General features: G+C 71.2%; 19 protein-coding genes and 1 pseudogene. 12 read left to right on the forward strand and 8 right to left on the reverse strand.

Features of this window, described 5'->3' with window-relative positions; all coding sequences use genetic code 11:
• Positions 1-150 precede the first annotated feature (150 nt).
• Complete coding sequence (locus AB0J72_RS42900) at positions 151-732, reverse strand: HD domain-containing protein (RefSeq protein ID WP_363410446.1); 582 nt, start codon at positions 730-732, stop codon at positions 151-153.
• Positions 733-845: 113 nt separating this feature from the next.
• Between AB0J72_RS42900 and AB0J72_RS42905 the strand changes: the two genes are divergently transcribed.
• The 3 genes from AB0J72_RS42905 to AB0J72_RS42915 are packed head-to-tail and all read left to right on the forward strand — an operon-like array spanning position 846 to position 4,856.
• Complete coding sequence (locus tag AB0J72_RS42905) at positions 846-2,249, forward strand: FGGY family carbohydrate kinase (RefSeq protein WP_363410646.1); 1,404 nt, start codon at positions 846-848, stop codon at positions 2,247-2,249.
• Entirely contained in the window at positions 2,246-3,634 is a 1,389-nt protein-coding gene (locus AB0J72_RS42910) for an NAD(P)/FAD-dependent oxidoreductase (RefSeq protein WP_363410449.1), read from the forward strand. The genes AB0J72_RS42905 and AB0J72_RS42910 overlap by 4 nt, the downstream gene beginning before the upstream one ends.
• Positions 3,627-4,856 (forward strand): FAD-dependent oxidoreductase, encoded by a 1,230-nt coding sequence (locus tag AB0J72_RS42915; protein WP_363410452.1) that lies wholly within the window; start codon positions 3,627-3,629, stop codon positions 4,854-4,856. The genes AB0J72_RS42910 and AB0J72_RS42915 overlap by 8 nt, the downstream gene beginning before the upstream one ends.
• A gap of 22 nt (positions 4,857-4,878) precedes the next feature.
• On the opposite strand, the gene AB0J72_RS42920 is transcribed toward AB0J72_RS42915, so the two are convergent.
• Positions 4,879-5,487 (reverse strand): hypothetical protein, encoded by a 609-nt coding sequence (locus AB0J72_RS42920; RefSeq protein WP_363410455.1) that lies wholly within the window; start codon positions 5,485-5,487, stop codon positions 4,879-4,881.
• Positions 5,488-5,696: 209 nt separating this feature from the next.
• Complete coding sequence (locus AB0J72_RS42925; protein WP_363410458.1) at positions 5,697-6,065, reverse strand: VOC family protein; 369 nt, start codon at positions 6,063-6,065, stop codon at positions 5,697-5,699.
• Positions 6,066-6,196: 131 nt separating this feature from the next.
• On the opposite strand from AB0J72_RS42925, the gene AB0J72_RS42930 reads away from it, so the two are divergent.
• Positions 6,197-6,484 carry a hypothetical protein gene (locus AB0J72_RS42930; protein ID WP_363410461.1) on the forward strand — a complete coding sequence of 96 codons (288 nt, stop codon included), beginning with the start codon at positions 6,197-6,199 and terminating at the stop codon, positions 6,482-6,484.
• 662 nt (positions 6,485-7,146) lie between these two features.
• On the forward strand, positions 7,147-7,410 hold the full coding sequence (locus AB0J72_RS42935; protein WP_363410464.1) for a hypothetical protein: 264 nt from the start codon (positions 7,147-7,149) through the stop codon (positions 7,408-7,410).
• A gap of 8 nt (positions 7,411-7,418) precedes the next feature.
• Here the strand turns inward: AB0J72_RS42935 and AB0J72_RS42940 are convergent, their stop codons facing one another.
• The gene (locus AB0J72_RS42940) at positions 7,419-10,817 is read right to left on the reverse strand and encodes a BTAD domain-containing putative transcriptional regulator (RefSeq protein WP_363410466.1); all 3,399 of its coding nucleotides are present in this window, start codon (positions 10,815-10,817) and stop codon (positions 7,419-7,421) included.
• A 262-nt stretch (positions 10,818-11,079) separates the two neighbouring features.
• Between AB0J72_RS42940 and AB0J72_RS42945 the strand changes: the two genes are divergently transcribed.
• Positions 11,080-11,619: an AAA family ATPase gene (locus AB0J72_RS42945; protein ID WP_363410469.1), complete on the forward strand. Its 540-nt coding sequence runs from the start codon at positions 11,080-11,082 to the stop codon at positions 11,617-11,619.
• A 37-nt stretch (positions 11,620-11,656) separates the two neighbouring features.
• Positions 11,657-12,178, forward strand: a complete 522-nt coding sequence (locus AB0J72_RS42950; RefSeq protein WP_363410472.1) for a hypothetical protein — start codon at positions 11,657-11,659, stop codon at positions 12,176-12,178.
• A gap of 139 nt (positions 12,179-12,317) precedes the next feature.
• Here AB0J72_RS42950 and AB0J72_RS42955 read toward each other — a convergent pair whose 3' ends face one another.
• Positions 12,318-12,779, reverse strand: a complete 462-nt coding sequence (locus AB0J72_RS42955) for a DUF3592 domain-containing protein (RefSeq protein WP_363410475.1) — start codon at positions 12,777-12,779, stop codon at positions 12,318-12,320.
• A 220-nt stretch (positions 12,780-12,999) separates the two neighbouring features.
• Between AB0J72_RS42955 and AB0J72_RS42960 the strand changes: the two genes are divergently transcribed.
• The 3 genes from AB0J72_RS42960 (at position 13,000) to AB0J72_RS42970 (ending at position 15,443) form a co-directional block, all read left to right on the forward strand.
• On the forward strand, positions 13,000-13,635 hold the full coding sequence (locus AB0J72_RS42960; RefSeq protein ID WP_363410478.1) for a LysE family translocator: 636 nt from the start codon (positions 13,000-13,002) through the stop codon (positions 13,633-13,635).
• Positions 13,636-13,766: 131 nt separating this feature from the next.
• Positions 13,767-14,210, forward strand: coding sequence for a hypothetical protein (locus tag AB0J72_RS42965; protein ID WP_363410481.1), 444 nt, complete (start codon positions 13,767-13,769; stop codon positions 14,208-14,210).
• Between the two features lie 294 nt (positions 14,211-14,504).
• Complete coding sequence (locus AB0J72_RS42970; protein WP_363410484.1) at positions 14,505-15,443, forward strand: hypothetical protein; 939 nt, start codon at positions 14,505-14,507, stop codon at positions 15,441-15,443.
• A gap of 233 nt (positions 15,444-15,676) precedes the next feature.
• Here the strand turns inward: AB0J72_RS42970 and AB0J72_RS42975 are convergent.
• Positions 15,677-16,165 (reverse strand): annotated as a pseudogene (locus AB0J72_RS42975) (zinc-binding dehydrogenase); the annotation flags it as partial.
• A gap of 541 nt (positions 16,166-16,706) precedes the next feature.
• Here AB0J72_RS42975 and AB0J72_RS42980 point away from each other — a divergent pair.
• Together AB0J72_RS42980 and AB0J72_RS42985 are read left to right on the forward strand one after the other, a co-directional pair.
• Complete coding sequence (locus AB0J72_RS42980) at positions 16,707-17,234, forward strand: MarR family transcriptional regulator (RefSeq protein WP_363410487.1); 528 nt, start codon at positions 16,707-16,709, stop codon at positions 17,232-17,234.
• Between the two features lie 71 nt (positions 17,235-17,305).
• A complete protein-coding gene (locus tag AB0J72_RS42985; RefSeq protein WP_363410490.1) occupies positions 17,306-17,971 on the forward strand; it encodes an SDR family NAD(P)-dependent oxidoreductase in 666 nt (221 codons plus the stop codon).
• Between the two features lie 252 nt (positions 17,972-18,223).
• Here the strand turns inward: AB0J72_RS42985 and AB0J72_RS42990 are convergent, their stop codons facing one another.
• Together AB0J72_RS42990 and AB0J72_RS42995 are read right to left on the reverse strand one after the other, a co-directional pair.
• Positions 18,224-19,099: a hypothetical protein gene (locus AB0J72_RS42990; protein WP_363410493.1), complete on the reverse strand. Its 876-nt coding sequence runs from the start codon at positions 19,097-19,099 to the stop codon at positions 18,224-18,226.
• Between the two features lie 10 nt (positions 19,100-19,109).
• On the reverse strand, positions 19,110-20,375 hold the full coding sequence (locus tag AB0J72_RS42995; RefSeq protein ID WP_363410495.1) for a hypothetical protein: 1,266 nt from the start codon (positions 20,373-20,375) through the stop codon (positions 19,110-19,112).
• Positions 20,376-20,383 lie beyond the last annotated feature (8 nt).

The raw sequence follows: 20,383 nt of genomic DNA on the forward strand, positions 1-20,383 counted from the left end.
ACCACTGACTTCGCACTTCAGCCACATCGACATGCCCGGTTTCCGGGCGCTGGAGCGGGGGCAGGTGGTCCGCCTCGACTGGGAGTCACCCGGCCAGGACGGCTTCGACTACCGGGCCGTCCGCGTCGTCCCGTGACCGCGCGGCGGGTGCTACGCGGTGGCGAGGTGGAGGTGGTGTTCGACGCGGGCGGCGGTGGCGAGGATGTCCGGGGCGCGCAGGTGGTGGACGCGGGCGTTGTCGGAGGTGGCGCCGTGGCGGGACAGCATCTCGGCCATGCGGGTGCGGACGTCGACGCGGGTGCCGTCCGGGCCGACGGTCTGGTCGGCGTACGTGAGGGTGTCGGCGACCAGGGACAACTCGCGCGGGAACTCCGCCAGCTCGTGGTGCAGGCCGCGGACCTCCGCGACGTAGCAGGCGCCCGAGTGGTGGGCGACCAGGGCGTTGATCCGGGCGGCCCAGCCGGCGCCGCGCAGGAACCGGGCGCCGTCCAGCGGGTGGAAGCCGGTGTCGCGCACGGGGTCGGCGTAGCCGATGTCGTGCAGCCAGGCGGCGGCGACGACCCGGTCGCGGTCGGCCGGGGACATCGCGGGGCCGAGGGCGGCGCACAGCTCGACGGCCCGGGCGGCCACGCCCGCGGTGTGTGCCCAGCGCTGCGGCAGGTCGGTGAGCAGGGCCTCGGCGAGGTCCCTGGCCGCGGCGACGTCGACCCGCTGCCGCACCATGGTCGTCATACCTACGACCGTAGGACGCTGAACGCCCGGTGCCGAGATCCCGAAAGGGAGTTCGCGCCTGCTTCACCTGTTGTTCATCTTTAGGGAGCGAACGAGAACTGGTATACGTGACCATGCGCATTCTCGCGGTCGACCAGGGGACGTCGGGCACCAAGGCCGTGGTCACCGATGGCCGTGGGGCGGTGCTGGCGATCGCCGAGGAGCCGCTGCGGCCGTCGTACATCGGCGGCGGCGGTGTCGAGCAGGACCCGGGCGCGCTGCTGGAGTCGGTGCTCACCGCCGGCCGGCGCGCCGCCGAGGGGCATCGGATCACCGCGGTCGCGCTCGCCAACCAGGGCGAGACGGTCCTCGCGTGGGACCGGGCGACCGGCGCGCCGCTCACGCCGGCGATCGTATGGCAGGACCGGCGCGCGGAGGCGGTCTGTGACGCACGGCGGGCGCACGAGACGACGGTCGCCGCCCGTACCGGACTGGTCCTCGACCCGTACTTCTCCGCGCCGAAGATGCGCTGGATCCGCGAGCACCTCACCACCGACGGTGTCGTCACCACCACCGACACGTGGCTCGTGCACCAACTGTGCGGCGCGTTCGTCACCGACGCGTCCACGGCCAGCCGGTCGCTGCTGCTCGACCTCGACACCGGCGCGTGGAGCGGGGAGCTGCTCGACGTGTTCGGCCTCGGCGGGGAGGCGCTGCCGGAGGTCGTCGCCAGCGACGCGGTCGTCGGCACGACCACGGCGTTCGGCGGCGAGGTGCCGGTGACCGGGCTCATCGTCGACCAGCAGGCGGCGCTGCTCGCCGAGGCCTGCCTGCGGGCCGGGGAGGCGAAGTGCACGTACGGTACGGGCGCTTTCATGCTCGCCCAGCTCGGCGCGGCACCGAGACGGTCGGCGCACGGCCTGTCGGCATCGATCGCGTGGCGACTGCGCGACCGGGTGGAGTACTGCCTCGACGGGCAGGTGTACACGGCCGCGTCCGCGGTGCGCTGGCTCGCCGACCTCGGGCTCATCGACGGCGCCGACCAGCTCGACACCGTCGCCGCCGACGACAACGGCGGGGTGCTGTGCGTGCCGGCGCTGGCCGGGCTCGCCGCGCCGTGGTGGGACGCCGGCGCGACCGCGCAACTCACGGGCATGACGCTCAGCACCGGCCGCGGCCACCTCGTCCGGGCGGTCCTGGAGGGCGTGGCCGCGCAGGTCGCGGCGGTCGCGCGGCTCGCCGGCGACGACCTCGGCACGCCCCTGACGCGGCTGCGGGTCGACGGCGGGCTCACCCGCTCGCGGGTCCTCATGCAGGCGCAGGCGGATCTCGCGCAGCTGCCGGTCGAGGTGTACCCGTCGCCGCACGCGACCCCGCTCGGCGCCGCCGCCTGCGCCGCGCTCGCCCTCGACCCGGCGCTGACCACGGCGGACGTGACCGGCGGGTGGCGGCCGTCCGCGGTCTACGAGCCGCGCTGGTCGCCGGACCGGGCCGCCGAGCACATGGCCCGCTTCCACGCCGCGGTAGCGCAGCGATGACCACCTACGACGTCGCGGTCATCGGCGGCGGCATCGTCGGCGCCGCGATCGCCCGCCTGCTCGGCGGCACGTCGCTCACCGTCGCGCTGGTCGAGGCCCGCGACGACGTCGGCGACGGCACCAGCAAGGCCAACACGGCGATCCTGCACACCGGGTTCGACGCCACCCCGGGCACGCTCGAGGCCCGTCTCGTCGCCCGCGGGTACACCATGCTCGGCGACTACGCGAAGGCCACCGGCATCCCCGTCGAACGCACCGGCGCGCTGCTCGTCGCGTGGACCGGCGAGCAGCTGGATACCCTGCCACGCCTGCGCGAGAAGGCTGAGCGCAACGGGTACCGCGAATGCGAGCTCGTCAGCGCCGCCGACGTCTACGCGAAAGTCCCCGACCTCGGTCCGGGCGCGCTCGGCGGGATGACCGTCCCCGGCGAGTCGATCACGTGTACGTGGACGACCAACCTGGCCCTCGCCACCGACGCCGTCAACCGCGGCGTGACGCTCCTGCTCGGGCACCGCGTCACGGACGTCGACAGCACTCCTGATGCCGTTCGCCTCGTGTGTACGGGCGGCGACGTCACCGCACGCTGGGTGGTCAACGCGGCCGGGCTCGGCGCGGACACCGTCGACCGACTGTTCGGCCACGAACGGTTCACCGTGACGCCGCGCCGCGGCGAGCTGTTCGTGTTCGACAAGGCGGCCCGGCCGCTGGTGCCGTGCATCGTGCTGCCTGTGCCGTCCAAGGTGGGCAAGGGCGTCCTGGTCAGCCCGACGGTCTACGGCAACGTCATGCTCGGCCCGACCGCGGAGGACCTCGACGACCGCACCGCGACCGGCACCTCGCCGGCGGGCCTCGACTTCCTGATCGACAAGGGCCGCGCGCTACTGCCGCGCCTCCTCGACGAGGAGGTCACCGCCACGTACGCCGGCCTGCGCGCCGCGATCGACCGCGACGACTACCTGATCGACGTCGACCCCGCCCGCCGGTACGTGCTCGTCGGCGGCATCCGCTCCACCGGCCTCACCGCCGGGATGGCGATCGCCGAGCACGTCGGCTCGCTGCTGTCCGGCCACCTGGACGTGACGCCCCGCGCCGACCTGCCTGACCCGCCGCGCATGCCGAACCTCGGCGAGGCGTTCCCCCGCCCGTACCAGGACGCGGCCGCGATCGCCGCCGACCCGGAGTACGGGCGCGTCGTGTGCTTCTGCGAGCGGGTCACGATGGGCGAGATCCGCGACGCGTACACGTCCCCGATCCCGCCGGCGGATCTGAACGGCCTGCGCCGCCGTACACGGGCGATGAACGGTCGCTGCCAGGGCTTCTACTGCGGCGCCCAGCTCCGCGACCTGGTCGAGACGCGCGGAGGCACCGGTGGTGGGCATGCGTGAGCACGTCAGGGTCGCGATCGTCGGCGGCGGGCCGGCCGGGCTCACCGCCGCCGCGGCCCTCGCCCGGCGGCTCGGCGACGGGGTCCTCGTCCTGGAGCGGGAGGCCGCGACCGGCGGCATCCCCAGGCACAGCGCCCACCTCGGGTACGGCATCCGCGACCTCCACCGCTTCGTCTCCGGCCCCGCCTACGCCCGCCGCCTCACCGCCGCGGCCCTGTCGGCCGGAGCCCGCCTGGAGACCGAGGCGACCGTCACCGGCTGGACCGGTGACCGCTCCCTCGAGGTCACCTCCCCCCGCGGCCGGCGCGTCATCACCGCCGACGCGGTCATCCTCGCCACCGGCGCCCGCGAACGCCCGCGACCCGCCCGGCACATCCCCGGCGACCGCCCCGACGGCGTGTACACCACCGGCCAGCTCCAGCAGCTCGTCCACCTGTACCGGCGCGACGTCGGCACCCGGGCGGTCATCGTCGGCGCCGACCTCGTCAGTTGGTCCGCCGCCCTCACCCTGCGCCACGCCGGCTGCCGCCCCGCGCTCATGACCACCGAGTCGCCGCACGCGACGCTGCGCGTGCCGGGCCGGCTCGCGTTCGGCGTCCCCGTCCTGACCCGCACCCGCGTCACCGCCGTCAACGGCCACGGCCGCGTCGAGTCCGTCGACATCGAGGACCTGCGCACCGGCCGCCGCCATCGCGTCCCGTGCGACACCGTCGTCCTCACCGGCGACTGGATCCCCGAGCACGAGCTCGCCCGTACCGGCGGGCTCGCCCTCGACCCCGGCACCCGCGGCCCGCGCGTCGACACCACCCTCGCGACGAGCGTCCCGGGCGTGTTCGCGGCCGGCAACCTCCTGCACCCCGTCGACACCGCCGACCTGGCCGCCCTCGACGGCCGCCACGTCACCCCCGCCGTCCTGTCCTTCCTCGCCGGTGCCGCCGCTGATGTACGACCCGTCGCCCTGACCTGCGAATCCCCGCTGCGCTGGGTCGCACCGCAGCGGTTCCACCCGACCGGCCCGCCCCCGGTCCGCGGCCGCCTCCAGCTGTGGACCGACGTCTACCGCCGCTTCCCCCACGTCGTCGCCACCCAGGACGGCCACCGCATCGGCGCCGCGCGCCTCCCCTGGCCCGCCGCCCCGGGCCGCGTCTTCCGCGTCCCGTTCAGCCTCGTCACGGCCGCCGACCCCACCGGCGGCCCCGTGACCATCTCGCTCGACTCCTGACCCGCTTCCGGGCGGGCGTCCGTCAGAGGATCTGGCTGACCTTGGTGACCAGGTCGACCAGGGCCCAGCCGGCGAACAGGGCCAAGGCGCCCCTGGCGGTCCAGACGACCGCCGCCGGCATCCGCTGCCAGATGGTCTGGTCGCTGCCGATCCAGCGGTCGCCGAGCCACGTGACGAGGATCGTGGCGAGCAGCGGGACACAGAGAACGAGGGCGACGGCGACGAGCGGCGGGTCGAGCAGCGTGAAGTCGACACCGTCACTGTGGACCATCATCGACCCGATGACGAGCGTCGCTCCGAGCGGCACGCTGACCCGCCGCCACCACACTGGACCGAAGCGCAGACCCCGGACGGCAACCCAGACCAGCCCGCCGATCGCGCCCAAGATGGTGCAGACCAGCAGGAGGTTGACGGTGCCGGCGAGGGTGAACTGGCCCATGACGAAGCCGTCGTCGCTCAGCACCCCGGTCGCCCTCGGATGGTTCAGCCGGGCCAGCGCGAGCATGAACAGCCGCCCGCCGACACCCCCGGCAACCAGCCCGGCAACGCCACCGGCCAGGACCGCCACCCCCAGCCTGCGGACCCACTCAACCCCACTGGCCAGTGTCGATGTCTGCTCTTGCACGGTCATTCAACGCCTCCGACGCTCAGAGCCAGTGATCGTAGTTGCCTGATCACGGCCTCCGTGTCGCCTTTGCGCACCAACCCCGTCCACTGCTTGACAACCCCACCGCCAGGCTTCATAGCCGAAACAGGCAGCGGGCAAGATGAAAGTAGCCGACCAGAAAGACTGCGTCTCGGTCAGGAAGGATCTGGCCACGTACCGATCAGGCAATGGACTTAATCAGGAATCTGGATCGAGAGGCAGAAAGGATGCCCGGCGGGGTCCAAGAAAATTCGGTACCGGTCTGGAGCGGGTTGACCGGGGAGTAGCTGAGCCCCTAGGCGAACTGCTTCCGCTTCAGCCTCGTCAAGGTCGTCGACCGACAGATCGATATGCATCTGCTTGGGCACAGCAGCGTCGCCCCACGTAGGCGGCCTATAGTCCGGCACCCGCATGGCCGCGATCCAGCCTTGTGTCGTCCGTACCGCAACGAACTCGTCGCCGCTCACGGCTACCTCGCCGCCGACCAACGCAGCCCAGAACTGCGCCAGCCCGGCGGGATCCGTACAGTCGAAAACAATCGAGGCCAATCGAGCGACAGCCATGCGATCACCATATCTTGACCGCCGCGGCTGGTGGTGAGACAGCTCGCGGGACATGCCGCAAAGCAGAAACGCTTTGACGCACCCGGTCATGGAAGACTCGATCGTCGCACCCGCAGGGCTGGGGAGGTCGCATGGCGATTGGCAGTGATCAGCGTCGCCAGGAACGGCGACCTCGGATCATGCGCCACTTCGATCCGCGGGAGGTCGAGGCAGCGCTGGATCTGCTGGCCTTGACCGACATGGCGTGGCACGACTGCTACGGCCCGCACGAGCTTGAGATACCTGCAGATGTTCTCGATGACGTGCTGCTGCTGGCACACGGCAATCTTTCGCACCTCATCCGCGTCGCCCGGGAGGCGGTCGCGGACTTTCGCGACGTCCGGATGGCCGCCGACGAAGAGCGCGCCAAGAAGACCTAGCAGACAACCACGCATCGGCGAAACGAATGCCTCGGCCACGATGTGTCGCTGAAGGTTTGTGACGAGTGCCGCTCGGTCCAGCGCACCAACGGGGGCAGATGTGTGCGGCCCTCTCGGCCAGCGGTGATCAGTGGGTGTCTGCCGCGCGTGTGTTCGTTCGTGGTGTGGAAGCTCCGCGGCTGCGCCGTCGACCCGGAGCAATGCACCGATGCGCTCCGTCGTCGTGGTGCGGCCGGCCGCCGTAGACCATGCGGCCAGATCGGTGGCGAGCTGGGCGTGGTCGGCGGGTGGCTGGGCGGCGCCGGGCGCTCGCAACGTGTTGAAGATCTCGTGGTCGAAGTGGCAGTCTTCCCAGTCTCCGCCGAGGAGGTGCGCGGTCCACGAAGGACCGCAGGGGATGGCGGCGGCCATCTGCGCGCAGGCGGTGTCGGAGATCCAGGCGGCCAGGCCCGGCGCCCCGGTCGCGGCGGCGATCGGGGCCTGCCCGGCCCCGATCGTGCCTCATGAGCGGACGTTCACGGCCTGTCGCTGGGCTCTGTTGTAGGTTGGCCGCGTGAACCGGAGTCCGGTGGTCGACATCCGGGACATCGCGGACCTGCACGTGCGCGCGATGGTCGAGCCGGGCGCCGCGGGCGAGCGGTTCCTGGCCGCCGCCGGGGGTGATGTCGCTACCGGAGATCGCGAATCTGCTGCGGGTACGGCTCGGCCCGGAGGCCCGCAAGGTGCCGACCCGAACGGCATCGGACTGGGCGATCCGCCTCGGCGCGCGGGTGAGCCCTCGCTTCGCGACGGTCGTTCCGGGCCTGGGCGTGGCCCGCCGGGCGTCGAGCGTGAAAGTCCTGGGCTGGCGGCCCCGGCCGATCGAGGAGACGATCCCGGACACCGCGGCCAGCCTGGCCGGCCCGGGCCTGCTCCGAGACGCGTAGCCGGCCCTTCAGCCGGTTGCCACGCTGGTCTGCGTCTCGAGATCGGCCAGGAACCTCTCGGCGCGGCGGGCGAAGAGGTGGGCCCCCCGTTCGCCGGATCGGACCCGGGCTTCGTCGGCGGCGGCTCGTACGACGTCGACGGGTTCGCCGCGGGCGTGCAGCAGGCGCGCGCGCAGCAACAGGAGAAGTCCTTCGGCATAGCGTTGGCCGTGGGCCTTGATGGCCTGGTCGGCCCGGTCGAGGGCGGTCGCGGCCTTGTCGGGCATCTCGGCTGCCAGCCACATTTCGGCGATCAGTCCGTACCAGTAGGCGAGGCCCCATCGTGGCGGGTCGTGCAGGGTCGCGGCCAGGAGATGTTCGGCCTTGGCCGCGTTGCCGGCCGGGTCGTCGCCGGTGAGGGCACGGGCCCAGTACCAGTCCAGCCGTATGTAGGCTTCCTGCGCGACGCCGGGAAGGTCGGCGGCGGCCGCGACCCACCGCTCGGTCGCGTGCATCGCCCAGGCCGCGTCACCGGCCATCGAGGCGGCCATGGTTTGGTAGCGGGTCCAGCCCGACATCTCAAAAGTGTCTCCCTCGGCTTGGTACACCGTGCCGAGCAGGGACCGCGCCGTCTCGACATCGCCCTGCAGCGCGGTGATCACGGCCAGATAACCGACCCACTCATCCGGGATCCGCCAACGTCCGAGGTCATGGCGGCGTCGAATCGGGACGCCCCCGACCTGGCTGGCAAGGTGGTACAGGCTTTCCTGAGCCGGCCCTGGGTGCGGGTCGGCGGAGTTCGCGAGCAGCGATGCAACGTCGTCCGCAGTGGTATGGCCTAGCCAGCTGAAACACTGATACGCCGCGCCGATGTTGCCGATGTCCCATTGGTACAGGCCCCAGGCCTGCCGGCCGTACGCCTGGATGATCGGGTCCGCGGACGCCTGGCCTTGCTCATGCAGGCGGCGAGCCCACATCCCACGGTCTTTCTCGGTGTTGACGTAGGCCCCGGTCATCCGAAAGAAGAGAAACTCGGCGGCGGCCGTGTCGCGGCCGAGTTTGGCGGCAAGATATGCGCCCCGTTCCAGCAGATCGAACGTCGAGCCGCCAAATCCCGGGGGCTCGACGGCGAGGAGGTTGTGCAGCGACAGGACGGACAGTTCCAGCTCCAGCAGCCCTGCGGTCCGGGCGATCTGTACGGCCGATTCCAGGTTCCGATAGGCGGCTGCGAACGCGAGCTTGGTTGCCGCGCGGCGACCGGCGCGCGCCAGTGCCTTCGCGGTGCGACCCGGGTCGGCCAGGGGGCCGGCGCCCCGCAGGTGGTAGGCGAGGCGTTCGGCGACGGACTCGTCGTCCGCATGGATGTGTTCGAGGGCGTCGGCGACGCGTAGATGCAGCTGGACGGCCTGCTGCAGCGCAGTGGTCTCGGTGACCGACTCGCGGACCAGGTCGTGCGCGAAGCGCCACGAGAACGGGTCTTCCGGCTTGGTCTCCAGGAGACCGAGTGCTTGCAGCGGTTCGAGGCGTTCGAGGCAGTCCGCGATGTCGACGCCGATCGCGCGGGCGAGCAGGTCGAGGTCCAGGTCGCGGCCGATGACCGCGGCGATGCGCAGCAGGCCGTGAGCGCTGTCGTCGAGACCGGTCATCCGATCGCGGACGACGTCTCGTACGGTGCCCGGCACCCCGGCCCGTGTTGATGCGCCGCCGTCGCCGAGCGAGCCGCCGTCGCTGAGCAGCCGGGACAGCTCCTGGACGAAGAACGGATTGCCGGCGGTGCGGACATGGATGTCGCGGGCGACCTCGGCACCGGGATCGTGGCCGGTTTCGCGGCGGATGAGCTCGGTCACGTCGGTCAAGCCGAGCGGGCCGAGCCGGATCCTGCGGTGACCGGGCAGCCGGCTGACCTCGGCCAGCACCCGCGACAGGCTGGAGCCGGGTGTGGGTGCGCGATCGCGCAGCGCACCGATGATCACCGTGCCGGCGGGTAAGCGGCCCGCCAGGTGGCCGAACAGCTGGAGCGAGGCGGCGTCGGCCCACTGCAGGTCATCGACGATCAGCAGCATGGGCCGTGGTGTCGAGGCCTGCCCGACGACGGCGACGACCTGCTCGAACAGTCGGAACTGCGCACCGCTGTCGAGAATCGCCGGCGTGGCCGCATAATCGTTGTCTCGCGATTCAAGGAGGCCGCCGACCTCACTGGCGAGCCACTTCTCCCGCAACGGCGCGGGCAGGCCGTCGAGAATCGGGCGGAGCGTCTGTTCCCAGGGCCACATCGACGGTGTTCCGTCGCCCTCCAGACATGAACCCCACACGACCAGCACGCCACGCCGGCTCGCTTCGGTGGCGATCTCTCGCACCAGGCGGGTCTTGCCCACGCCCGGCTCGCCTTCGACGATGCGGAGCGCTGGGCGGCCGGTGAATGCCATCTCGACGGATTGCCGCAGTACGGCGAGTTCCTCGGCCCGGCCGACCAGCCCAGCTGCCGTTCGCACCGACGCGCCGTCACCCCCACCGTCCGTACGCGCCACGAGCGGCGACGCCGAGGGCTGCGACAGCACTCGCAGGTGTGCGGCTTGCAGCTCTGGGCCAGGATCGATACCGAGCTCGTCGGCAAGGCGGGCGCGGAACTCGCGGAACAACGACAGAGCCTCCGTCTGACGTCCCGCCGCCCCGAGAGTGGAGATGAGGCCGGCGTGGACGGGTTCGTGGAACGGCGCCATCGATGCGGCCAGCTGCAACGCCGGCAGCACCCGTGCCGGTCGGCGCAGCGACACGGCAAGTTCGGCCGCTTCAGTGCACGCGGCGTAGAACTCGTCGTCGATGGCGGCGAAGATCGGCAGCGCGGTTGACCTGTGCGTGAACCCGTCGCCCGCACGGCCCCGCCAGAGGCCGAGCGATTCGACATAGCGATCGAGCGCCACTTCAGGGCGTTGCTGTGCGAGGGCCTCCTTGGCCGTCTCGACGAATTCCCGGAAGGTGACGAGATCCAGGGTGCCGGGGGGTGCGGTGAACAGGTAGGCGTTTCCGCGGCGGTGCAGGTAGGAGCCGTGTGTACGGGCGGGGACCGCGGGTTCGAGCAGTCGCCGCAATGCGCCGACGTACTTATGGATGACGTTGAGCGCACTGCTGGGGACCTCGAAGTCCCAGATCAGGTCCATCAGCTCGCTCGTGCTGACCGGCCTGCCCACCCGGGCCAGCAGCAAGGCCAGCAGATAAGCCTGCTGCCGGGGACCGGCATCCACTTCGACACCGTCGCACCACACCCGCAACGGACCAAGGATTTTAAGGTGTACGAGAGTGCCACCGGCCGGCCGATCTTCGTTGCCCGGCCGGACAGGATGACCGGGCAGGGCCACGCCGACTCCCAGGTGATACGACAGATTCCCAGCTAACAAACCGCGAAAATCGCACTCTAGCAGCGCGAACATGCCAGGTCCACAGTCGATGTCGCCTGCGTCGTTTGATCGGCGGCGCGATGATCCCGGCGCCCTGGCCATCATCGCGTTTGGGGGATAGGACCGCCCCGCAGGCGCCATGACCTGGCGACCGGATTGGGACAGACGGCGGCAGATGAGTGCGCGCACGAATCTCGGATGTCAGTCTGGGGTTGGCCATCGATGTCGAGCACGCGTTCCCGAATGAAGACCAAGGTTATGATCGTCGGGGTCTTCCGGATGGGCAGGAGTGCGGATGCGGGTCGGGATCTCCGGGACACACGGGACCGGGAAGACGACGCTTGTCGAGGCGCTGTGCGCGCACCTGCCGGGCCACGTCGGGGCGGATGAGCCGTATTACCTGCTCGAAGAGGAGGGCTACGAGTTCCAGTTTCCGCCGTCGCCGGAGGACTACCGGGCGTTGCTGGCCCGCTCGGTGCGGAGCCTGTGCTCGCCGCCGTCGCCGTCCGGGACGATCTTCGACCGGACGCCGTTGGATTACCTCGCATATCTGGCCGCGACCGGCGCGGACCCCTCGGAGGAAGCCGATGGCGCACGGCTGCGCGCGGCGTTTTCGAGCCTCGATCTGTTGGTCATCACGATGATCACACCCGAGACGGAGCAGATTCTCCCGGCGGTGGAGCTGCCTGGCCTTCGCGCGCGAATGAATGACGCGCTGGTGGAGTTGGTCTACGACGACCCGCTGAACGCCTGGGAGGACACGCCAGTGTTGGAGCTGAGCGGACCGCTCGACGGCCGGCTGGACGCGGTCCTCGCCGCCCTGAAACAGACCTGACGGTAGCGCTCAAGATCGGGCTTGGCGAAACGGTGAGGTGGGCAGTCCGCACCGCAGGCGGCCCGACTTCCTGAACATCGTGACCGCGCTGGCCGCCTACCTCGATCCGGTCCAGCTAGACCGCGCACTTGCCGCCGGCCTCGACGCCGCCGACGAGCAACAGCGCACTGCCATCCTCGTCGCGCTGGCACCCCATCTCGACCACGACCGCCTCGACACCGCGTTGTCGGCGTTGGAGGCCACGTCGGAGCCGGACGCGCGTGCCGACGCGTTGCGGCTCGTCGCCGCCCAGCTGCCAGCCGACACCCGGGCCGCCGCCGTCGGCGCCGCCCTGCGGGCGGCCATCGCGATAGCCGATCCCGACGACCGGGCACTCGCACTCACCAAACTGGCCGATCTCGTCACACCCGAGGAGCGCCCTACCGTGCTGGCCCGCGCCTACACGGCTGCGATGGCTGTCGAGGAGGAGTTCTACCGCCTGATGCGGCTGGCTGGTCTGATTCCGGCCTGCCTGACGGCAGCGCCCACAGCCCCGACTACGCCGACGCGGACAAGCTAGCGCACCCAACTCCACCATCAGCGTCGCTGAACGAAGATCATGTGCGCGCTCATCGGCCACGAGTGCGCACCGGATCATGGCTGTCGCCGAGTACCGAAGGTGACAACTTCCCGTGGCGTTGCGGCGCGCTCGCGGTGACCTACGCGACGCGGGTGGCGCCATATGCGGCGCCGGCCAGGAGCACGGCTCCGCCGATACCCACCATCCAGCGGGTGCTCCCGTCGTCGTTCGGGTCTTCCACCCGGCCGGTCGGGTCCTTCGGGTCGTACCGGACTTCCATCCGCGCGCCCACCTTGACCTCGGTCGCATCGCCCGTGTTCGACACGTCGGCCTGGACGGTCCTTCCGTCGGCGGTGGTGAACCGGACTTCCGCGACAGCGCCGCCCTTGGTGTACGACACCGACACGATGTCGCCCGTGGTGACCAGCCCACGTTGCTGCAGGATCCGATGGTCGTAGTGCATCTGGAGCGCGATGCACGCGAACACCAGCCCGGCGACGGCGGCCAGGACGATGCCGGCCCACTCCTTCGTGTTGGCGTACGGCGAGCTGTGCCGTGGGCGGCGTCTGGGCAGCGTGGGGCGCGTCTTCAGTCTGGTCAACGTCGTCGCCTGATCGTCCGGCCGCAACCGTCGTCGCCGTTTTCGCTTCCCGGCCATGCGCTCATTATGTGTGCCGTCCGCGCGTTACCGACGGCCGTACACTCGTCGCGCTCGGGTACGAGGAGTCGGCGGCCCATCTGAGGAAGGTGCTGCGGGAGCCCGCAGTACAGTGACGGATCGGCAGTGGCGCGCGTCGCCGCGGAACGGAGGGGGAGCGGTGATGACAACCGCGCAGGTGCTGACCTTCGGCGGCGTTGTAGCCCTCGGTGCCATGTCGCCTGGACCGGACTTCGCCGTCGTGATGCGCCGCTCGGCCCTTGCCGGCCGCGCGCACGGCATGGCGACAGCGGTGGGCGTCGCCGCCGGGGTCTTCGCCTGGGCGATTGCCGCCGCCACCGGCGTTGCAGCACTGGTCGCCATGAGCTCCGTCGCCTTCACCATCATCAAGTTTGTGGGCGCGGGCTATCTGGTGTACCTCGGTGTCAACGCACTGCGCTCGGCATGGCGCTCGCGCGACTTCCGATCCGATCCGAACGCCGAGCGCACCGCTGGCTCAGGTCTGTGGGGATCGTTCCGTGACGGTCTGCTGTGCAACGCGCTCAACCCCAAGGCGGCGATCTTCTTTGTCGCGCTCCTGCCCCAGTTTCTTCCGGCCGATGCCGGCCTCGTCCCGCTGCTGACGTTGTCACTGATCGCCGTGGTCATCACGGCCGCCTGGTTCCTCACCGTGGCGAATCTGGTCGCCGCGGCTCGCCGGATGCTCTCCCGACCGGCCGTACGTCGTTTCATCGACGGGATGAGCGGCACGGCGCTGATCGGCCTCGGGGTCCGGCTCGCGTTCACCACCGCCAGGTAGGCCCATCCCAGTCACCCCTGCTCGAAGCTCCGGGTAACCGTGCACCTGCTGGACGGCACGTTGTTCAGCGGCACTTCGACACGGGCACGACCCGCCTGCCCTGAGCGGCCCCGGCCGATACAGTGACCGGCATGCGGTTCCTCATGGCCATCATGGTCGCGGCGGTCGTCCTGTTGTCGGGTGTGGCCTGCGGCGGCGACCCAGACACCCCCGCGTCCAGCGCCGCCGCCCGGACCGGAGGTTCCCCGGGCCCGGAGTGCCGCGGCCTCAAGGACACCGCCGAGCTGTACCTGCCGGCCTTCATCGAGGCCGACGGCAAGGCCCTCGCCGCGATCAAGCGGGGCGACACCGCCGCCGCCACGGCGGCGGCCGCGGAGCAGGACGGCTTGGCGAAGGAGTGGGCGAAGCAGCTGCGCCCGCTGACCGCCACCGTCTCGGACCCGGGCCTCAAGGAGGCCCTGACCCGGCTCGTCGCCGCCCTGGAACAGTTCTCCGCCGCACGCGGCACGCCCAAGACCGGGGTGGTCGACGCCGCCGATGCCGCGAAGACCGCCCTGGACAAGGTCTGCGCCTGACCGGAAGGGCTCTGTTGCGTTGGGCGTGGGCGGGATCGCGGCATGCTTGACGTGAAGCACTCGACCCGTCCCTGCCCCCTTGTTGCCTCCGAAGTCGGCGTTCGCCGGGTTCCGGTTCCCGCCCGAGGTGATTGTGGTCGGGGTGCGGTGGTACCTGCGCTACAAGCCTGTCGTTCCTCGGCGTCACCACGCGATCCGGGGTCGGTGCCGTGGCCGCCATTCGTACAGTTCGTGCCGGCAGGCACCATCGGTGACTGCTGCGCTGTCGAAACGCGCTCGTCCACAATGGTGGCTGTGCCTGCTCACGTCTACAAGGTCACCAAGCGGGATCCGATGACCCACTGGTACGACGACTACGAGCGCAGCGATTGCGGGGACGTGGAGTCCGCCTACCTCGCCGCGGTCGCCGCCTTCGGTCGGGAAACCGGGATCGCCCGACTCGCCATCCGCGAGCCGCAGGTGGCGGGCTGGATCAACTTCGGGCTCGATCCACCTGTTGAGGGCGATGGCCTCACCGGGCTCTTCCCGCCCGACCTCGCCGGCTTTCACGACGGCGCTCAGATCGACCTGCCCGTCGGGCTCGAACTGGTCCGGGTGATGCTGCGGGAAAGTGGTGCATGGTGCCGGCTGGAACTCGACGACCGGTTCCTCGTCCACGTCGGCTACGACCAGTACATGTACGTCGGTAGCGAGGTGCCGTGCCCGGTCGCCGTGGCCGAGGCGCGGGAGCTCGGACTCTTCGTGGAGCCGATCTCGGATTCGCCGTGGGCCTACGAGTTCGAGGACACCGACGAGCGCCGGCCGGCCGACGACGCGTTCTGGACGGAGGTGGGCGAGCGGGCCGAGGCGCACGGGTCGCTGCTGCTCGAGGCGACGGCTGTCATCAACCGGCCGGCGTTTCACCGGCTCACCCCCGGTGACCTCGCCGCCGTGCGGGACCGGCTCGCGCCCAGAACGATGCTGGCCGTATGGCCGGACCTGTCGCCCGACGTCGACGCGGTCCTGGGCGATCTGCCCGACGGCCTGTTCACGATTGTCTGGCAAGACGAGCAGGGCCGGATCATGCAACAGGCATGCGATGATCGTCTGCACGACGAGCTGCGCGCCATAGTGTCCGGTGCCCGGGCGGCCATGGTCATCCATACCGACGGCATCGCCATGCTCGCCCGGGCGATCGCTCCCGACGCGGACGGTGTCGTCCGCGCCCGATGGGCTTTTCACGCTGAGGACTGACCTCGCCTCCTGGGCCCGTCGAGCACGCGGGGAAGAACGCGGCGAGATCGCGACGCGCTCGGTGCCGTGCAGGGCTTCGCGGGCGTAGGCGAAGATCTGCGCCATCGCTGCCCCGGCGACTGCGGTCAGGCCTGGAAGGACGCGTGCCGCGCTGCAGCGGGAGATGCGCTTGCGGGCGCGGTTCGGGTCGGCGGACGTCGCGCGGGCCCGCCGACCCCTGCGTAGGTGACGCGTCAGGTCAGGGTGGCCGTGTCGATCACGAACCGGTACCGCACGTCGGAGGCGAGGACCCGTTCGTAGGCGTCGTTGACCTGGTCGATGCCGATGACCTCGATCTCGGCGCCGATGCCGTGCTCGGCGCAGAAGTCGAGCATCTCCTGCGTCTGCGGCAGGCCGCCGATGATCGAGCCGGTGAGGATGCGCCGTTGCAGGCTCAGCGAACCGGCGTGCACCTGCATCGGCTCGGGTGGTCCGCCGACACTGACCAGAACACCGTCGACGACCAGCAGCGAGAGGTAGGCGTCCAGGTCGACCGGGGCGCTGACCGTGTTGATGATCAGGTCGAACGTCCGGGCCAGGGCGGTGAACGTGTCCGGGTCGGCGGTGGCGTAATAGCCGGACGCCCCGAGCGCCAGGCCGTCCTCGCGCTTCTTCAGCGACTGCGACAGTACGGTGACGTCGGCGCCCATCGCGTGGGCGAGCTTGACCGCCATGTGCCCCAGCCATCGCGCAGTTCGATCGGGTGCGGCCTGAGCGGTTCGGTGGCGGACAGCGCGGCGTAGGCGGCGACGGTCGTAGGCATGACGAACGGAACTCCAATGAACTCGACAAACGACGGTGGCCGGCGTGCGATGGCCGACCGCTGGGCTTCTTCCAGGAAACCCGGGTCGGCGCGGCGGTGGCAGAGTCTGCGAGAGGGGTACTGCCAGTGGCTCCTTCGCCGACTGCCGACCTCGTACCGTGGATGACGTGGGAGAACCCAAGAAGGTCGCCGCCGACGTGCGCCAGCAGCTGCGCGAGTTCCTGGCCACCCGCCGGGCACGGCTCACGCCGGACCAGGCGGGCCTTCCCTCCGCCTCCTCGCCAGCTGGGCAGCATCCGAAGCGCCTATCGACCACCCAGCGCCCACCAACCGCAGCACCAGGACCGAGCGCGGCTGACCAACCGGCACCGCCCACCAGCCCTTGCTGTCCCTTCCAATTAACTTCAAGCAAAGAGTAAAGCCAGGTTGGAGATGCTTCACGCTTGGAGTATGTTGGGGTGATGGACGACGCCCCGGAGGTCGCAGAGCCGCAGTGGCTCGACCCCGATGAGCAGCAGCACTGGTATGCGTTCGCCTACGTGCTGACCCAACTGCCCGCCGCGCTGGAGGCGCAGATGCAGCGGGACGCGGGCATCTCCCACTTCGAGTACGTGGTGCTGTCCGCGTTGTCGATGGCTCCGGAGCGCACGCTGCGGATGAGCGAGGTCGCCCGGTACGTCGGCAGCACGCTGTCCCGGCTGTCGAACGTGGTGATCCGGCTGGAGAAGCGCGGCTGGGTGAGCCGGCACCCCGACCCGGCCGACGGGCGCGCCACCCTGGCGACGCTCACCGACGACGGCATGGCCAAGGTCGCGCTCGCCGCACCCCGCCACGTCGCCGCCGTGCGCCGGCTGGTCATCGACCCGCTGACCAAGGCACAGCAACGTCAGCTCGGCGCCGTCTCCCAGCGGCTGCTCGCCGCCCTGAACGCGCCGCGCCCCACCGAATGGGCACCGCCCGGCGCGGCCGGGCCGGGCGAGCACGGCTGACCCGCCCGCGTCGCGCATTCTCACTCACCCGGCCGTCCGGCCGGGGCTACACCTTCTGAAGGAGCTTCGCCATGCCCACCATCGCCATCGTCGGAGCCGGGCCGGGTCTCGGTCTGTCCATCGCCAAGGTCTTCGGCGGCCACGGATTCGATGTCGCCCTCATCTCGCGCAGCAAGGACAAACTCGACGTCCTGGTCGCCGAACTCAACACCGTCGGGATCACCGCGGAGGGGTTCCCTGCCGACACCGCAGACGCCGCCCAGGTCACCGCCGCGCTGCAGCACGCGATCACGCGGTTCGGGCGGATCAACGTGTTGGAGTTCTCCCCGCACGCGGGCCTGACCATGACCGCACCCAAGGACGTGACCGTCGAATCGCTGCGCCAGCCGATCGACAGCCTCCTGTACGGCGCGGTCGCCGCGGTCCAGGCGGTGCTGCCCGCCATGATCGTGGCCGGATCCGGCACGGTGCTGTTCACCACCGGCGGCGGCGCGATCAACCCGTACCCGATGCTCGCCGACCTCAACATCGCCCAGGCCGGCCTGCGCAACTGGGCCATCAACCTGCACAACACCCTCGCCGGCCAGGGCATCTACGTGGCGAACGTGGCCATCAACCTGCTGATCGGCACCCAGGCCCCAGACGGCGTCCCCTACCGCGCGCCGGACGAGATCGCCCTCGACTACTGGGCCTTGCACACCACCCGCACTCAGGCCGAGCACTTCATCGGCGCCTGACCACCGTCCTCCTGTCGGTCCCGATCCTGCTCGACCGTTCACTGTTGCGCTGGGCGGCCTTGCCGGGTTCCGCGTGGCCTTCAGCGGTTGCGGAGAGTGGTGGATGGTGCCTGGCCGTAGGCGGCGTGGTAGAGGGCGGTGAATCGGCTGTGGTCGGGGATGCCCCAGCGGGTGGCGATCTCGCCGACGGTGGTGGCCGGGTCGGCCGCGGCCAGGTCGCGGTGGGCGCCGGCGAGCCGGGCGCGGCGGCGGTCAGGTGGTTTCGGACGGTGCGGCGGTGCGGTGGCGGGCGAGGAAGGCGGCGATGGGGAGCGCGGCGGCGACGCCGCTGAGGAGGATGGCGGCGAGGGCGCCGAGGATGGCCGGTGAGTTGTCGAAGGCGAGGCTGACCGCGGCGAGAGCCGGGCCGATGTTGCGGACCGCGGCGACGCCGCCCATGGTGGTGCGCCGGCGTGGGGGGCCGGTGGACAGCAGCGTGCCGAGGCCGAACGACGCGGCGGCGAACAGGAAGCCGGCCAGCAGGGTCCGGGTGCCGAGCAGGGCGACGACGTCGGCCCAGTTGCCCAGCAGCATGCCGGTGAGGACCATCAGGAACGTCACGTCCGACACCTTGACCGAGGCGGGGTGCCAGGCGAGGGCGGTCGGCGGCGCGTACCGGCGCATCGTCAGGCCGACCGCGAACGGCACCAGCTGCAGGAGCGCGACGCTGCGCACGAGCGCGCCGACGTCCAGGGCGGCGCCGGTGCCGACGTGGGCGAACCCGAGCAGTGCGTTGGCGGTGAAGCTGAACGTTACGCTGCCGACGGCGGCGAGCAGGACCTGCATCGCGGCGGCGGTGGTGACGTCGCCGGCCTGGATCATGCCGAGCTTGACGGCGAACGGTCCGCCGGGTGACGACGCGGTCAGCAGCAGGGCGACGAACGGGGCGGTGGCCAGGCCGAACAGCGCCGCCAGGCCCCAGCCGAGCAGCGGGACGGCGACGAGGTTGGCCAGCAGCACGAGCAGCAGCAGCGGCACGTCGCTGAACACCATGCGTAACGCCGGCAGGGTCGCGCCGAGGCCGGCTGCGAACATGGTCGCGGCGATGAAGACGACGGTGACGGCGTTGAGGAGCTGATGCAGGTCCACGGCCGCGCCCTCAAGCCCGCCGCTCGCCGAGCCAGCGCAGCGCGGTGAGGCTGGGCAGGAACGCGTACTCGCCACCGCGGGTGGTGACGAAGTTCGGCACGCCGCGCAGCTTGCGGCGCACCGGACGCCGCAGGATCGTGGAGTCCGCCGCGCCCGGGCCGCCGGTGGCGGCGATCGGGTGGCGGGCGTCGCCGGCGCCGAAGAAGACGCCGTTGTTGAGCCACTCGGTCTGCACGAACTCGAACTGGCGCCCCAGGTGCGCGCCGACGAACGCGAACAGCAGGCCCCGGTCCGCGCCGTCGTCGTCGAGGACGCCTTCGGGCAGGGGCGGGCCGTAGGCGGTACCGCGGCGGATCATGCGATGCAGCCGGACCTCTCCCGCTACGGCCGAGTCGCGCGGGTCGGCGCGGCGGATGTGGCTCCCGCCGCGGTCCTGACCGGCGAGCACCAAGGCGTCGGCACGGCACAGCGCCAGGGCGTCGCGTTCGGGCGCGAGTGCCAGCGGTGCGCCGCCGCGCCACCGGCCCATGAGCTCCTCGCCGTGCGTGTCCGAGCTCGCCCGCAGGAAGCGGCGGAACGCGGCCACGTCCTGCCGGAGCTTGCGGAACGCGACGTAGCTGCCGTTGCGGCCGAGGACGTCCGGGGTGGTGGTCTGCACGCCGCCGAGCTCGTCCGGGTACCCGAGCACGACCTCGCCGGCCTTGAGCGGCGTCTCGAACGGGTTCGACCCGGGGATGCCGCTGCCCTCGACGGCGGGGTGGCTGATGCCGTCGCGGACGCCGAACGGCTCGGTCCCGGCCGGCGGTGCGTGGCAGTCCTGCCGCCAGATCGCGGTGACGCCGGGCAGCCGCTCGTACGCGGGACGGGCCCGGTCGATCGCGGCGTCCAGCATCGCCGTGTCCGGCGCGAGGGCGACGAGGACGACGTGCACGGCCGGCGACCCGAGCGGCGTCTCCCACACGTCCGGCGCGCTCGCCCCGGTGTCCCCGAGGGTCGTCGCGCGGGCCGCCATGCCCTGGCGGAACTCCCACGCCATCGAGTCGAGGGACTTCTCCGGTACGCCCAGCGCCCGCAACCCGTGACAGGTGACGGCGGCGCTGACCCAGGTCTCGCCGAGCAGGTCGGCCGGGTCGGCGGCGGAGGTGACGACGGTCGCGGCGCGGCGCATCAGCTTCCGGCCGGCGGCGCGGTCGTCGATGCGGAACGCGAGGTACGCCGCCGCGTACTGCGACGGGCGAGGGCTGAGCACGCCGCGCTGGATGTCGTGCAGGTCCATGGTCGCGG

This window comes from Dactylosporangium sp. NPDC049742 (assembly GCF_040674675.1).
Classification (GTDB): domain Bacteria; phylum Actinomycetota; class Actinomycetes; order Mycobacteriales; family Micromonosporaceae; genus Dactylosporangium; species Dactylosporangium maewongense.